Source organism: Nocardia sp. NPDC046763 (genome assembly GCF_040645495.1).
GTDB lineage: Bacteria > Actinomycetota > Actinomycetes > Mycobacteriales > Mycobacteriaceae > Nocardia.
Genome location: NZ_JBEYYI010000034.1, coordinates 1 through 14,681 on the forward strand (window position 1 = coordinate 1; position 14,681 = coordinate 14,681).

The window sequence follows — 14,681 nt, forward strand, 5'->3', positions numbered from 1 at the left end:
GTGAGAATCGGAACCAAATTTCAAAATTTGGCACTGACATTCATCGACACACTATTGAGTTCTCAAAGAACACACGCACAAACGATCTCCCGGGCTCTTAGTCCCGCTTGATCGTGAGGCAACTTGTCAAGCTTAGCCCCGTCCGCGCAGCAGAACCAAATCCGCAGGTCGGCTGGGAGCTAGTGTGATCATCAGGCGAAGCTCGTCTCACCGGAGTCGGTGTCCGTGTCGCTCTGACCTGGAATAAGTTACGTGTTGGTTGTTCGCATGTCAAATCGCCTGTTCAGGACGGGTTTTCGCGAACCCGTCCCGACACCGGCCGTTCAGTCCGCGGTTCCGACGCGTTCGATCTGGGCTCCGAGCGAGCGCAGGTTCTCCACGAAATCCGGGTAGCCACGGTCGATATGGAAGACATCGTGGACCTCGGTGACGCCGTCGGCGACCAGACCCGCGAGCACCAGACCCGCGCCGGCGCGAATATCGGAGGACCACACCGGCGCCGAGGACAAACGCGGAATCCCGCGCACCACAGCGTGATGCCCGTCGGTGCGGGCATCCGCGCCCAGGCGGATCATCTCTTCGACGAAGCGAAAGCGCGCTTCGAAAATGTTCTCGGTGATCATCGAGGTGCCGTCGGCGATCGCGGCCAGGCCGATGGCCATCGGCTGCAGATCGGTGGGAAACCCGGGGAACGGCAGGGTCGAGAAGTTCACGGCGCGAGGGCGATCCGCCTGCACCACACGAAAACCATCTGGTTCGAACGAGATTCGCGCGCCGGCGGAGCGCAGCTTGTCCAGCACCAGGGACAGGTGCTTGGGGTTGATACCGGTCACCCGCACGTCGCCGGTGGTCATGGCGGCAGCGATACCCCAGGTCGCGGCCACGATGCGGTCGCCGATCACCCGGTGGGTGGTCGGCGAGAGCTTGTCCACGCCCTCGATGGTCAGCACCGAGGTGCCCGCGCCGGAGATCTTCGCGCCCATCCGCGCCAGCATGTTGCAGAGATCCACGATCTCCGGTTCACGCGCGGCATTGTCGATGACCGTCTCCCCCTCTGCCAGCACCGCGGCCATCAGGATGTTCTCGGTCGCGCCGACCGACGGGAAGTCCAGGCGAATCCGGGCGCCCTGCAGCTCCTCCGCGCGCGCCACCAGGCAGCCGTGCTCGATTTCGGAGGTCGCGCCCAGCAGTCGCAGACCGGCCTGATGCATATCCAGCGGACGCGAACCGATGGCGTCACCACCCGGGAGCGCCACCACGGCCCGCTTGCAGCGCGCCATCAGCGGACCCAGCACACACACCGAGGCGCGGAACTGGGTGACGGCCGGGAAGTCGGCGTGGTACTTCGGTTCCGGAGGCGTCGCGATGGTCACGGTCTCGTGGTCGACGGTGACGTCACATCCGAGACCACGCAGCACCTCGGCCATGAGCGGCACGTCGAGGATGTCCGGGCAGTTCGTGATGGTGGTCGTCCCTTCGGCCAGCAACGCGGCGGCCATCAGCTTGAGGACGCTGTTCTTCGCGCCGCCTACCGCGACCTCACCGACGAGCCTGCTGCCCCCGGTCACCAGAAACCGTTCACTCACGGTGGTCAGCCTAGTGGTCCTCTCCCGCGCTCGCGGCGTCTCCGCCCGGCCGCCAAAGTATGTCGCCGTCCGGATTGGCGACCCGGCCGAGGATGAACAGCAGGTCGGACAGGCGGTTGAGGTATTTGGCGGGCAGTGCGTTCGTATCGTCCGGGTGCGCCGCCACCGCGGCCCACGCCGACCGCTCGGCGCGTCGGGCCACGGTGCGGGCGGTGTGCAGCAGTGCCGCCAGCGGTGTGCCGCCGGGCAGGATGAACGAATTCAACGGCGCCAGAGGCTCATTGAACTCATCGCACCACTTCTCGAGGCGGTCGATGTAGACCTGGGTGATGCGCAGCGGCGGGTACTTGGGCTCCGCGACCACGGGGGTGGACAGGTCTGCACCGGCGTCGAACAAATCGTTCTGTATGGAACGCAGCACACCGAGTATCCGCTCGTCCGGCTGTCCGAGGGCGATGGCGACACCCAGTGCGGCATTGGTTTCGTCACAGTCGGCGTAGGCGATCAGCCGCGGGTCGGTCTTGGCCACCCGAGAGAAATCACTCAGCCCCGTGGTGCCGTCGTCGCCGGTCCGCGTGTAGATCCGCGTCAAGTGAACGCTCACAGGGTCACACTATCCGGCGCGGCGACGGCGAATGCGCTCGGAGGGGCGGGATTCCACCCAGGACAGGAAGGCGGCCATGGCGCCGCGGTCGAGTGCCAGCTCGTAACTGCCGTGACCGTCGGAGACCTGGACGATGACCTCGTCGGTCATGATGTCGTACTCGTCGTCCTGCGGGGACCGCCGCGGGCCCACCTCGATGGCGAGCCGGCGCATGGTGGAATCCGGGCCGAGCTTGAGGCTGGAGAGTTTGTAGAAGAGGAGCGTGTCCTCGTCGTAACGGATCAGGCCGTGCCGCCAGCCCCCGCCATGACCCCGCGCGGGCAGCACACGCAACAGGGCGGCGGTCCCGCCGCGGCGCAGCATCACCAGACGATACGTCGAGGCCAGGGCCAGGCCGACCAGCAGCAACACCAGAATGATCAGAAGCCACATCCCGGTTTGCAATGCCGCTCCGTCCCTTCACATCCGCGTTGCTGTCGATCACTGACCGGCCGACGGCCGGGGCCCCGCTTTCGGTCGATAGTAGCGACCGCGGAATGGCGAGGTCCGGCCATCCACCGAATGTGACGTATGCGCTGATCAGCAGGGTGCAGAAGATATATCAGCCCATGGTGAACGGCTCACCGTGAAGCACCAGGTTGCCGGTATAGGTCGAGCTGTCGACCTCGACCACCGAGACCTGGCGCGCCTGCGCGTACCCGCCGCCGCCCGGAATCTCCATCGGGGTGTCCAGATGGTTGACGATGTAGCGGGACGACGGTATCCGCCGATGCCGCACCCGGCGGGACGAAGCCAAGGGCGACGGCGACAACAGCGACAGCCACCCCTCATTTGCCAATTCGAAGCCCGCCCGGCAACCCCTCGCTCATCGTGCGGTGTGCATTCCATCGGCAATCCGGCGTGCAGTAGCAACGCGGTGTGCAGGCGTAGGCAACGCGGTGTGCGTCGTGGAGGTAGAGCCGCAAGTGCCGGAATAGCCGGTACTTTGCCGGATGGTTTTGATCACATCCGGAGACCGGCGAGAGCATTCGACTGCATCGGGTAACCAAAGTCTTGATTACTGCACGAAGTAACCGAAAACGCCGGCCGCTTACCAGATCCCGGCCGCACAAGCCGAACGGGCGACCCGCTGAGTGGGATCGACAATGGCCGTAAACTGGAACACGTTCTTATGCTCCGGGCAACTGAGATGTCTTGGAAGGAGATTCCGTGGAAATTACCGCTGCGGTGGCCCGAGGAGCGGACGTGCCGTTCTCGATGGAGACCCTCACCCTGGAGGAACCGCGACCGGGCGAGGTGCTGGTGCGCATCGTCGCGTCCGGGGTCTGCCACACCGATCTGGTCACCAAGGGCGTGTTTCCCGCCGATTTGCCGATCGTGCTCGGACACGAGGGCGCCGGGATCGTCGAACAGATTGGCTCGGAGGTAACGGGAATCGAAGTCGGCGACCATGTTCTGCTCACCTATGCCAGTTGCGGAACCTGCTCGCGTTGCGCAAACGGGCTTCCGCCCTACTGCGAGAATTTCGTCATTCTGAACACCTCGGGCGGGCGCGCGGATTTCACCTCTCCACTGAGCAGTAATGGCGAACGCGTGATGGGCGCGTTCTTCGGGCAATCGAGTTTCGCCACCCACGCACTGGTGCCGGCGCGCAGTGTCGTGGTGGTCGACAAGGACGTGGACCTGGTGGCCACCGCCCCGTTCGGGTGCGGTGTGCAGACCGGTGCGGGCGCGATCGCCAATGTCATGAAGCCGGGGCCGAACGACTCACTGGCCATCTTCGGCGTCGGCGGCGTGGGGATGGCGGCCCTCATGGCGGCCCGCGCCATCGGCGCGGGAACCATTGTCGCCATTGACCTTTCCGCCGATCGGCTGGCCGTAGCCAAGGAGCTCGGCGCGGATGTCACCATCGACGGCGCGGCCGAGGACGTGGTGGCGCAGATCGTCGCGGCGACCAACGGTGGCGCGAACTTCGCGCTCGACACGACCGCCCACAATGCCGTCATCGCCAAGGGCCTGCAGGCGTTGGCCCCCATGGGCACCCTCGTGCTGGTCGGGCTGGGCGAGGCCAGCATGGACCTCGAAATCGGCCACCTCACCGGCAACGGCAAGGCCGTCCGGGGCTGCATCGAGGGCAGTGGCGATCCGCAGCGATTCATTCCGCAACTGCTGCAATGGCATGCCGAAGGCAAGTTCCCGATCGAGAAGATCAGCAAGACTTACGCCTTCACCGATATCGACACCGCGGTCGCGGACGCCCACCACGGCACCACGATCAAGCCAATTCTCACCTTCCAGTGAGAACAACACACTCGCGCCCGGCTGATGCCGGGCGTGGGTGTGGTTCGATGTGAACGCGAAAGAGCGGCGGCCCCAGGGATATTCCCTGGGACCGCCGCTCCTGGTTTCAGCGCCGGAAGGCTAGGCAGACGCCGCCTTCTCGACCGCCCGCAGCTGGCCCTGTGCCTTGGCCAGCGCGGCCGGGCTCGCATCCGGGTCGGCGACAACGGCCTTGGCGGCCGCCTCGTCGATATCGAAGGCGAAATCGGCGGATTCGGCAAGTACGCGCACCGAAGTGGCGGTGACCGAGAAGAACCCGCCGTGCACGGCCACGACCACACGCTCGTCGTCGTCGGACACGATGGTCACCGTGCCGGCCTCGACCAGCTGCCCGAGCAGCGGTTCGTGGCCGGCCAGGATGCCGATCTCACCCTCCGTGGTCTGAGCCGAGACGAACTTCGCCCGGCCCGACCACAGCAGCCGCTCGACGGCGACCAGATCAACTGACATATCCGCCATGGTGGACTACTTCCCGGCGATCTTCTTCGCAGCAGCCTCGACGTCGTCCAGGCCACCGCAGGAGTTGAACGCCTGCTCCGGCAGGTGGTCGAACTCGCCCTTGCAGACCCGATCGAAGTCGTCGATGGTCTGCTCCAGCGGCACGACGGAACCCTCCTGGCCGGTGAACTTCTCGGCCACGATGAAGTTCTGGCCCAGGAACTTCTCCAGGCGACGGGCGCGACCGACGAGGACCTTGTCCTCTTCGGAGAGCTCGTCCATGCCCAGAATCGCGATGATGTCCTGGAGTTCCTTGTACTTCTGCAGGATTCGCTTGACCTCGTTGGCCACCCGGAAGTGACGCTCACCGACGATCGAGGCCTCGAGGATTCGCGAGGTCGACGACAGCGGGTCGACGGCCGGGTAGATGCCCTTCTGCGAAATCGGACGCGACAGCTCGGTGGTGGCGTCCAGGTGCGCGAAGGTGGTGGCCGGCGCGGGGTCGGTGTAGTCGTCCGCGGGGACGTAGATCGCCTGCATCGAGGTGATCGAGCGACCACGGGTCGAGGTGATGCGCTCCTGCAGCTGACCCATCTCGTCCGCCAGGGTCGGCTGGTAACCGACGGCCGAAGGCATACGACCCAGCAGGGTCGAGACCTCGGAACCGGCCTGGGTGAAGCGGAAGATGTTGTCGATGAACAGCAGAACGTCCTGGTTCTGCACGTCGCGGAAGTACTCGGCCATGGTCAGGGCCGAGAGGGCGACGCGCATACGCGTCCCCGGCGGCTCGTCCATCTGGCCGAAGACGAGGGCGGTGTCCTGGAGGACGCCCATCTCCTCCATTTCCAGGTGCAGGTCGGTGCCCTCACGGGTGCGCTCACCGACGCCCGCGAACACGGACGTACCGGAGAACTCACGCGCGATACGGGTGATCATCTCCTGGATCAGAACGGTCTTGCCGACACCGGCACCACCGAACAGACCGATCTTGCCACCCTTCACGTACGGGGTGAGCAGGTCGATGACCTTGATGCCCGTCTCCAGGATCTCGGTCTTGCCCTCGAGCTGGTCGAAGGCGGGCGGCTGGCGGTGGATGCCCCACTGCTCGCCGTCCCGGCCCAGGCCGGGGGTGTCGAGGCAGTCGCCGAGCGCATTGAACACGTGGCCCTTGACGACGTCACCGACGGGCACCGAGATCGGCTTGCCGGTGTCGCGCACCTCGGCGCCACGGATCAGACCGTCGGTCGGCTGCATGGAGATGGTGCGAACGATGTTGTCGCCCAGGTGCTGCGCGACCTCGAGGGTCAGGGTCTTGGCCACGGACGCGAGCGCGATGTCCACGTTCAGGGCGTTGTACAGGTCGGGAATGGAACCGCGCGGGAACTCGACGTCCACGACGGGTCCGATGACGCGGGCGACACGGCCAGTGCCGACCCGGGTTTCAGTAGCTGCGGTCATTGGTTCTCTTCCTGGGCCTTAGTCGCGGTCCGAGCTCGACGCCAGCGCGTTGGCGCCACCGACGATTTCCGTGATTTCCTGCGTAATCTGTGCCTGGCGCAACGAGTTCGCGGTCCGGGTCAGTGAGTTGACCAGTTCCGTGGCGTTGTCCGTCGCGGCCTTCATGGCGGTGCGGCGCGCAGCCGACTCCGATGCCGCCGCCTCGAGCAGCGACGAGTAGATCCGAGTGTTGACATACTTCGGCAGCAGCGCGCCCAGCAGACGATCCGCGTCCGGCTCGAACTCGTATTGGGCGACCGGCGCCGAGTTTCCGTCGGTGAAGCTGTCCGGACCCATCTCGAAGTTCTCGTCCACGAACGTCACCTGGATCGGCGCCAGGCGACGCACCTCCGGCTGCTGCGACAGCATCGACACGAAACGCGTGTAGACGATGTGCAGTTCGTCGACGCCGGCCATGGTGCCGACCCCGTTCGGGGACGGCACCTCACCGTCGGATCCGGCCATGAACGCCTCGACCAGGTGGTTGCACGCGGCGGACGCGTCCACGTAGTTCGGCTGCTGGGAGAAGCCCAGCCAGGAACCGTTCACGGTGCGACGGCGGAAGGTGTAGTACGTCAGGCCCTTCGCGCCCATCACGTACAGCACCGGCTCCTTGCCCTCGGTGCGCAGCGTGGTCATGAGCTCCTCGGCGCGCTTGAGCACGTTGGAGTTGTAGCCACCGCACATACCGCGGTCGGAGGTGATGACCAGAACCGCTGCGCGGCGCGGGTTCTCACGCTCGGTGAGCAGCGGGTGGTTGAGATTCCCACTGGCGCTGGCCAATTCGGCGAGCACCTTGGTGATCTCTTCCGCGTACGGCTTGGCGGCGGCAACTCGGGCCTGCGCCTTGCTGATTCGCGAGGTGGCGATCAGTTCCTGGGCCTTGGTGATCTTCTTGATCGAGCTCACGGAACGAATACGGGAGCGCAATTCGCGCACGCTTGCCATTAGCGGTTCACACTCCCTTCATTCGTCGATTCGGTCATTCGCATGTGCTCGTCTCGATTACTTCTCGACGTGCTTGCGAGTGACGGAAAGAGACTCGACCTCTTCGTGGTCCAGCTGGCCGGCCTCGGCCTCGACGACGCGGGTGCCGTCGGACGCCAGGAAGCCCTGCTTGAACTTGTCGGTCGCGGCCTTGATGGCGTCGGCGGCCTCACCCTCGAGCACCTTGGCGCCGCCCTGCAGGGCGTCGAAGGAGGACTGCACGGCTGCGTGCAGGCTCTCCAGCAGCTCGGCGTTGAAGCGGCGGATGTCGCCGACCGGGACGGAGTCGTAGTAGCCGCCGTCCACCAGGAACAGCGAAACGACCTGGTCCTCGACCGAAACCGGGGCGTACTGGTCCTGCTTGAGCAGCTCGACCCAGCGCGCGCCACGCTCCAGCTGGGCCAGCGAGGCGGCATCCAGGTCGGAGGCGAAGGCGGAGAACGCCTCGAGCTCACGGTAGGAGGCCAGCTCCAGACGCAGCGAACCGGAGACCTTCTTCATGGCCTTGGTCTGCGCGGCGCCACCGACTCGGGACACCGAGATACCGACGTTGATGGCCGGGCGGACACCCTTGTTGAAGAGGTCCGACTCCAGGAACACCTGGCCGTCGGTGATGGAGATGACGTTGGTCGGGATGAACGCCGAGACGTCGTTGGCCTTGGTCTCGATGATCGGCAGACCGGTCATCGAGCCCGCGCCCAGCGCGTCGGACAGCTTCGCGCAACGCTCCAGCAGACGCGAGTGCAGGTAGAAGACGTCACCCGGGTACGCCTCGCGGCCCGGCGGGCGACGCAGCAGCAGCGAGATGGCGCGGTAGGCCTCGGCCTGCTTGGACAGGTCGTCGAACACGATCAGGACGTGCTTGCCCTGGTACATCCAGTGCTGGCCGAGGGCCGAACCGGTGTAGGGGGCCAGCCACTTGAAGCCGGCGGAGTCCGACGCGGGCGCCGCGACGATGGTGGTGTACTCCATCGCGCCGTGCGCCTCGAGCGCGGACTTCACACCCGCGATGGTGGAGCCCTTCTGGCCGATCGCGACGTAGATGCAGCGCACCTGCTTCGACGGATCGCCCGTGGCCCAGTTGGCCTTCTGGTTGATGATGGCGTCGATGCAGACCGCGGTCTTGCCGGTCTTGCGGTCGCCGATGACGAGCTGACGCTGACCGCGGCCGATGGCGGTCAGGGCGTCGATGGCGGTGATGCCGGTGGCCATGGGCTCACCGACCGGCTGACGCTCCAGCACGGTCGCGGCCTGCAGCTCGAGCACGCGGCGCTCGTCGGCCTCGATCTCACCCAGGCCGTCGATCGGCGCGCCCAGCGGGTCGATGACGCGGCCGAGGAACTTGTCGCCCACGGGAACCGAGAGCACGTCGCCGGTGCGGCGGACCTGCTGGCCCTCTTCGATGGTGTCGAACTCACCCAGGATGACGGCACCGATCTCGGTGTCCTCCAGGTTCAGCGCCACGCCGAGGACGCCGCCCGGGAACTCCAGCAGCTCGTTGGCCATCGCGGACGGCAGGCCGCTGATGTGGGCGATACCGTCGCCGGTGTCGGTGACGAGACCGACCTCTTCGATGGAGGTCTCGGGGGTGTAGCTCTGGGTGTAGCTCTCGATCGCGCTACGGATCTCATCGGGGGAGATCGTCAGCTCCGCCATGTTCTTCCTGCTCTCGCTGTGGTCTCGAATGTCGGTGTGTAAGTGCCTCGCCGGCTGGCCGGCAATGCTGCGCAGTTCGGCGTTCGTCTCTAAGCGAGAGACTGACGCAAGCGCTGGAGGCGGCCGACGGCGCTGCCGTCGATCACGTCGTCGCCCACGCGCACGACGACGCCGGCCAGCAGGCTCGGGTCTTCCTGCACGTGCACCGTGACGGGCTTGTCGTAGATGCGCTGCAGCGAAGCCGCCAGGTGCTCGCGCTGCTGCGGCGTCAGGGCCACCGCGGCACGGACATGCGCCACGATCTGCTCCCGGAGCGAAGCCGCCAGGTCGGACAGCTCGTCGATGGCCGCGCCGGTATCGCCCTTGTGGCGCAGCACGGCCTGCTCGACCAGCTGCAGGGTGATGTCCTCGACCTTGCCCGCGAGCAGACGCTGCACCAGGGCAAGCTTGGCTTCCGCCGGCTTGCCGTGGTCCTGCAGCGCCTGCTCCAGGTCCGGGTTGTCGTCGATGATCCGGGCCAGCCGGAACAGCTCGTCCTCGACCGCGGTCAGGCGGCCACGCTCGTCCGCGGCGCGCAGCAGCGCTTCGCGGCCGAGCAGGACCAGCGTGTCGACCAGATCGCGGGCCCGCGACCAGTCCTGGGCCACCGCCGTGGTCAGCACGGCCAGGGTGGTGCCGCTGATCTTGCCGCCGAAGACGCGTTCGGCCAGCTCGGCGCGCGCCGAACTCGACACCGACTTATCCGCGAGCGCCACACGCAGCGAACGCTGGTCGTCGAGGACGGCGACAACGGCGAACAGTTCCGACCCCGTAGTAGCCGCGACGGTGTCGCTACCGGTCAGAGCGGCCCGAAGAGCTTCCCGCGCACGGGAACTCGCCTCGCGGCTCGCTGCGTACATGCTTCCCACTTTCGGCTCGTTACCTTCCGACCCCGATGCCGGCGTTCGCGTCCAGTTCCGCGAGGAACCGGTCGATCGACGCCGACTGCTTGGCCTCGTCGGCCACCGACTGACCGATGATCTTCTCGGCCAGGTCGACCGCGGTACGGCCCAGCTCGGACCGCAGCTCGGTCACGATCTGCTGGCGCTGTGCCTCCAGCTGCGAGTGACCGGCGGCCACGATGCGGTCGGCCTCGGCCTGCGCATCGGTACGCATCTGCGACAGGATGGCCGCACCCTGGGTGCGGGCTTCCTCACGGATACGGGCAGCCTCGAGGCGAGCCTCGGCCAGCTGCTCCTGGTACTGCTGCAGGGTGGCCTGCGCCTCGGCCTGCACGGCCTCGGCCTTGGCGATACCGCCCTCGATCTTCTGAGAACGCTCGTCGAGCACCTTGGTCAGGCGCGGAACGACGTACTTGGTGAAAACGAAGGCGATAACGATGAAGACGACCGCAGACCAGAAAATGTCGTACGGCTCCGGGATGAGGGGGTTCACGTCGGAAGACCCCTCAGCCGCGAGCAGATAGGTGCTGTTCATCGTTGATTCCTAGTCTTTGGCCGGAATCAGAAAATGAAGCCGGCGACGAGACCGATCAGCGCCAGGGCCTCGGTGAACGCGATACCCAGGAACATGTTGGTCCGGATGGTGCCCTGCAGCTCGGGCTGACGGGCGATGCCCTCGATGGCCTTACCGACGACGATGCCGACGCCGATGCCGGGGCCGATGGCGGCGAGACCGTAGCCGATGGCGCCGTAACCCTTGACCGTGGGAGCGGTATCAGCCAGGAAGGTCATGGTGCTGCTCATTGGTGTTTATTCCCTTTCTGTCGCCCACCCGCCGAGGCGGCGTGTGTGGCAGGTTTGTGGTGTTGGTGCGGTGTCGGTCAGTGGGAGTCGGCGTGCTGCGCGAGACCGATGTACACAGCGGTCAGCAGCGCGAACACGTACGCCTGCAGGAAGACCACCAAGAGTTCGAAGAGGGTGAAGCCGAAGCCCGCGAGCAGCGAGAACGGCGAGAACACCTTCATCCACGAGGCGGCATCGAACAGGAAGAACTGGGTGGCACTGAAGAACAGCACCAACATGATGTGGCCGGCCAGCATGTTCGCCATGAGACGGACGGTCAGCGTGAACGGACGCAGCAGGAAGGTCGAGATGAACTCGATCGGGATCAGCAGCACGTGCAGCGCGGGCGGCACATTGGGCACCACGATGGACGAGCGCATGTATTTCAAGAAGCCGTACTTCTTGATGCCCACATAGTTGAAGGTGATGTAGGCGACGACGGCCAGCACGAGCGGCATGCCGATGCGCGCGTTCGACGAGATGTTCAGGCCCGGAATAACACCCGAGATGTTCAGGAACAGCACGGCGAAGAAGATCGACGCGATCAGCGGGAAGAACTTCTTGCCGGATTCCTTGCCGAGCACCTCGTCGCAGATCTGCTCCTTGACGAACACCAGACCGGATTCGGCGACATTCTGAAGTCCGCGCGGAACCAGCTGCGGCCGACGGAAAGCGGCGAACATCACGGCCAGGAGAACGACCGACATGAGGATGCGAATCAGCATCAAACGGTCGAGCTCGAAAGGCGTCCCCTCGAACAGCACTGCTGGAGGGAAGAAGTCGTTGAGTGACGGCGCGTGGAACTCGCCCGCCAGAGTGGTGACGCTCAGCGTTCTCTCCCGTGGTCGGCCGCAGGAGATAGTTTTCTCCTGCGGTTCGATCGGACATTGACGATCTGGTGGGTCGACTCAGGTCGGCTCGAAGTTCGTCAGCAGCTGTGGCATCACGCCCTGGCGTCTGTACGCGCGTCGGCGACATCGTCGACGGTGCAGAACCGTGACCCTAAGGGCCCGGTACGGCTGTAAGCATAACCTGCTCCCAGGCGGGTCCAAGGTGACCCCCCCCTGTTGATTCGGTTGGCTACAGGTAAAGAGTTTATCAAGTTATCTACGACAATGCGTAGGGGGTCGCGGAAACGCGTGACGAACGGTGTTTCGCGAGGTCGCCGCGGGGGTCCCGGGCTACAGGTCGCGATCCACCTGCACGGTCGGAACCCGTTGGCGCAGAAGACCGTACGTCTCCGCGCCCAGCACTATGAGCAGCGCGCCGACCACGGTGCAGAACAGGGCGCCGCGGCTGTAGAAGTCGTACTGCCGGAGCACTGCGACGACAATCACTGTCAGCAGCAGCTTTCCGACCCAACTGCCGAGCAGCACGATGCCCTGCAGGCCGGATTCGATCTTGGCGCTGAACAACACCGAGGCGGCGGTGGTGAGGATGAAGGCGCCGCCGAGGGCGGCGCCGATCAACGCGCCCCACAGGCCGGGCAGGCCCGCGAAGACGGTCGAGAGGATGGCCGAAACCACAACCAGCACAGCCAAACCGGCGATGCCGTAGCGCAGTGCCGCGCGCAGCGGGGCGTCGGGACCGGGATCGGAAGGCGTGCTCACGGTCAGCAACTCTACCCGGCGGCGTGATCGCGATCGCGGGGCGGTTTGCGGACGGAGTTGATTTTCAGTTCCCGCCAGGACGGCACCGCGGTGACGATCAACGCGAAAACCAGTCCGGCGGCGAACAGCAGCACCACCATGCGCCGATCCGAGATCAGCGAGGTCCCGACCGCGCCGAATGCGAGCACGCTCACCCACAGATAGATCACCAGCACCACGCGGCGCTGTGAATGCCCGATCTGCAGCAAACGGTGATGCAGATGCATTTTGTCAGGAGTGGAGAAACTCACACCTGCGCGAACGCGACGGACCACCGCCAGAACAAGATCGAGTACCGGAATGAACATCACCGCACCCACCAGCAACAACGGCGACAGCAGACCCACGATGTCGCGCGGGCCGTAACCCTGCAGTGGAATTCGCCCGGAAGCGCCGGTGGACACCGCGGCCAGCATCAATCCGATGAGCATGGACCCGGTATCACCCATGAAAATGCGGGCCGGAGAGAAATTGTGCGGCAGAAATCCCAGGCACGCACCGGCCAGTGCCGCGGCCAGCAATGCCGGCGGATAGGTGTCGGTGGAACCGCCCACCTCATAGAGCAAACCCACAGTGAACACGAAGACCGCGACGGCCGCGATGAACCCCAGTCCCGCGGCCAAACCATCCAGGCCGTCCACGAAATTCATGGCATTCACGACCGTCACCGTGATGCCCACCGTGACCAGACCGCCCTGCAGCGGATCCAGCACCACGGTCTCGTTGGTAAAGGGGTTGTAGATGGCCACCCAGCTCAGGCCCATCACCGCCATCACACCCGCCGCGGTGATCTGGCCGACCAGCTTGGTCAGCCAGTCCAGGCCCCAGCGGTCGTCGATGATGCCGACCAGCACGATGAGCGTGGCCGCGGCCAGCACCGCCGGAATGTCCTTGGGATAGTCGAATCCACGGCGCAGGGCCGGCAGCTGGTGGGCGAACAGCACGGCCGCCAGCAGACCCAGATAGATGCCCAGCCCGCCCATCCGCGGAATCGGCTTCACGTGCACATCGCGCTCACGCGGAATCGCCACCGCGCCGAAGGCGATGGCCAGCACCCGGATTCCACCGGTGGTCAGGTAGGCGATGACCGTGGCGACGAGCAGCACCAGCAGCAGCTCCCGCAGCGGGACGACTGCGCCCTGGCTGAATACGCCCTGACTCAGCAGCATTTAACGGGCCGTCACCGCGCGCCCGCCTGGCGGAGCTCCTCGGGCGACATGCCGAGCACCTCCGCGATCTTCTCGACCGGCACCGCGCCCTCGCGCAGAATGCGCGGGGTGTCGGCGGTGAGATCGACGATGGTGGACGCCACCGCGTGATCGGCCGGCCCGCCGTCGAGGTACACCCCGACCAGATCGCCCAACTGCGCCTGCGCCTCGGCCACCGTGGTGGCGGGCGGCTGCCCGGACACGTTCGCGCTCGACACCGCCAGCGGACCCACCTCGCGCAGCAGCTCCAACGCGACCGGGTGCAGCGGCATGCGCAGCATCACCGTGCCGCGTGCGTCACCCAGATCCCAGGCCAGCGAAGGGGCCTGCTGCACAACCAGACTCAGCCCACCCGGCCAGAAGGCGCGGATCAGCTCGCGGGCCTGCGGGCGCACCGAGAAGACCAGTCCGTCGATGGTGTTCCACGACCCGACCAGCACCGGCACCGGCATGTCCCGCCCGCGCCGCTTGGCGGCCAGCAGCGCGCTCACCGCCTGACTGTCGAACGCGTCGGCAGCGAGTCCGTAGAGCGTGTCGGTCGGAATGACGGCCAATCGCCCGGACTTCAGCGTGCTGCGCGCGGCACTCAGGCCGGCGGCGCGGGAGTCGGGATCGGCACAGTCGTAGACGGTACTCACGGCTGACATCTTGGCACGGATCAACTGTCGATAGCTCTCAGGGGCAAGCCCCGGAAACCCTGAGAATCCCGGGCGCTCCGCCCTCGAAGGCCCCCGACGACCCCTTGGAGCCCGGGCCACGAAGCCCCGACGAGCGTTCGAGCCCCGGCCTCGGACACCGCCCCGGGGTAATTGCGACGGCCGCAGGCACCGGAAAAGGCCCTACGGCCGCTGGCTCGGGACACGACAAGCGTCCCGGGGCGTGAATTCGCAGGATCGACACTCTTCGTACGGATTGCGGGGAGGCCGGGCGAA

16 protein-coding genes are annotated in these 14,681 nt (G+C 65.9%); 1 reads left to right on the plus strand and 15 read right to left on the minus strand.

The window, feature by feature from the left end:
- Nucleotides 1-323: 323 nt before the first annotated feature.
- The 4 genes from murA to ABZ909_RS37345 form a co-directional block, all read right to left on the minus strand.
- Complete coding sequence (murA, locus tag ABZ909_RS37330) at nt 324-1,586, minus strand: UDP-N-acetylglucosamine 1-carboxyvinyltransferase (RefSeq protein ID WP_357009764.1); 1,263 nt, start codon at nt 1,584-1,586, stop codon at nt 324-326.
- Between the two features lie 10 nt (nt 1,587-1,596).
- Nucleotides 1,597-2,190, minus strand: coding sequence for a cob(I)yrinic acid a,c-diamide adenosyltransferase (locus tag ABZ909_RS37335; RefSeq protein WP_357009766.1), 594 nt, complete (start codon nt 2,188-2,190; stop codon nt 1,597-1,599).
- A 9-nt stretch (nt 2,191-2,199) separates the two neighbouring features.
- Complete coding sequence (locus ABZ909_RS37340) at nt 2,200-2,622, minus strand: DUF2550 domain-containing protein (protein ID WP_357009952.1); 423 nt, start codon at nt 2,620-2,622, stop codon at nt 2,200-2,202.
- 169 nt (nt 2,623-2,791) lie between these two features.
- A complete protein-coding gene (locus ABZ909_RS37345) occupies nt 2,792-3,028 on the minus strand; it encodes a hypothetical protein (RefSeq protein ID WP_357009768.1) in 237 nt (78 codons plus the stop codon).
- Nucleotides 3,029-3,399: 371 nt separating this feature from the next.
- On the opposite strand from ABZ909_RS37345, the gene ABZ909_RS37350 reads away from it, so the two are divergent.
- The gene (locus ABZ909_RS37350; RefSeq protein ID WP_357009770.1) at nt 3,400-4,491 is read left to right on the plus strand and encodes an NAD(P)-dependent alcohol dehydrogenase; all 1,092 of its coding nucleotides are present in this window, start codon (nt 3,400-3,402) and stop codon (nt 4,489-4,491) included.
- 120 nt (nt 4,492-4,611) lie between these two features.
- On the opposite strand, the gene ABZ909_RS37355 is transcribed toward ABZ909_RS37350, so the two are convergent.
- The 11 genes from ABZ909_RS37355 to ABZ909_RS37405 all read right to left on the minus strand — a co-directional run bounded on the left by ABZ909_RS37355 (nt 4,612) and on the right by ABZ909_RS37405 (nt 14,387).
- Entirely contained in the window at nt 4,612-4,989 is a 378-nt protein-coding gene (locus tag ABZ909_RS37355; protein WP_354849556.1) for a F0F1 ATP synthase subunit epsilon, read from the minus strand.
- Between the two features lie 6 nt (nt 4,990-4,995).
- Complete coding sequence (atpD, locus tag ABZ909_RS37360) at nt 4,996-6,426, minus strand: F0F1 ATP synthase subunit beta (RefSeq protein ID WP_157388301.1); 1,431 nt, start codon at nt 6,424-6,426, stop codon at nt 4,996-4,998.
- An 18-nt stretch (nt 6,427-6,444) separates the two neighbouring features.
- The gene (locus ABZ909_RS37365; RefSeq protein WP_357009772.1) at nt 6,445-7,413 is read right to left on the minus strand and encodes a F0F1 ATP synthase subunit gamma; all 969 of its coding nucleotides are present in this window, start codon (nt 7,411-7,413) and stop codon (nt 6,445-6,447) included.
- A gap of 57 nt (nt 7,414-7,470) precedes the next feature.
- Nucleotides 7,471-9,108: a F0F1 ATP synthase subunit alpha gene (gene atpA / locus ABZ909_RS37370; RefSeq protein WP_357009775.1), complete on the minus strand. Its 1,638-nt coding sequence runs from the start codon at nt 9,106-9,108 to the stop codon at nt 7,471-7,473.
- Between the two features lie 89 nt (nt 9,109-9,197).
- Nucleotides 9,198-10,007, minus strand: coding sequence for a F0F1 ATP synthase subunit delta (locus tag ABZ909_RS37375; RefSeq protein ID WP_357009778.1), 810 nt, complete (start codon nt 10,005-10,007; stop codon nt 9,198-9,200).
- 19 nt (nt 10,008-10,026) lie between these two features.
- Nucleotides 10,027-10,584, minus strand: a complete 558-nt coding sequence (locus tag ABZ909_RS37380; RefSeq protein ID WP_357009781.1) for a F0F1 ATP synthase subunit B — start codon at nt 10,582-10,584, stop codon at nt 10,027-10,029.
- Nucleotides 10,585-10,610: 26 nt separating this feature from the next.
- The gene (locus ABZ909_RS37385; RefSeq protein WP_357009784.1) at nt 10,611-10,853 is read right to left on the minus strand and encodes an ATP synthase F0 subunit C; all 243 of its coding nucleotides are present in this window, start codon (nt 10,851-10,853) and stop codon (nt 10,611-10,613) included.
- 77 nt (nt 10,854-10,930) lie between these two features.
- Nucleotides 10,931-11,656, minus strand: coding sequence for a F0F1 ATP synthase subunit A (atpB, locus tag ABZ909_RS37390; protein ID WP_357009786.1), 726 nt, complete (start codon nt 11,654-11,656; stop codon nt 10,931-10,933).
- A gap of 417 nt (nt 11,657-12,073) precedes the next feature.
- The gene (locus ABZ909_RS37395) at nt 12,074-12,511 is read right to left on the minus strand and encodes a hypothetical protein (protein WP_357009788.1); all 438 of its coding nucleotides are present in this window, start codon (nt 12,509-12,511) and stop codon (nt 12,074-12,076) included.
- A 2-nt stretch (nt 12,512-12,513) separates the two neighbouring features.
- Entirely contained in the window at nt 12,514-13,710 is a 1,197-nt protein-coding gene (locus ABZ909_RS37400) for an MraY family glycosyltransferase (RefSeq protein ID WP_354849539.1), read from the minus strand.
- Nucleotides 13,711-13,721: 11 nt separating this feature from the next.
- Complete coding sequence (locus ABZ909_RS37405; RefSeq protein ID WP_357009791.1) at nt 13,722-14,387, minus strand: L-threonylcarbamoyladenylate synthase; 666 nt, start codon at nt 14,385-14,387, stop codon at nt 13,722-13,724.
- Nucleotides 14,388-14,681 lie beyond the last annotated feature (294 nt).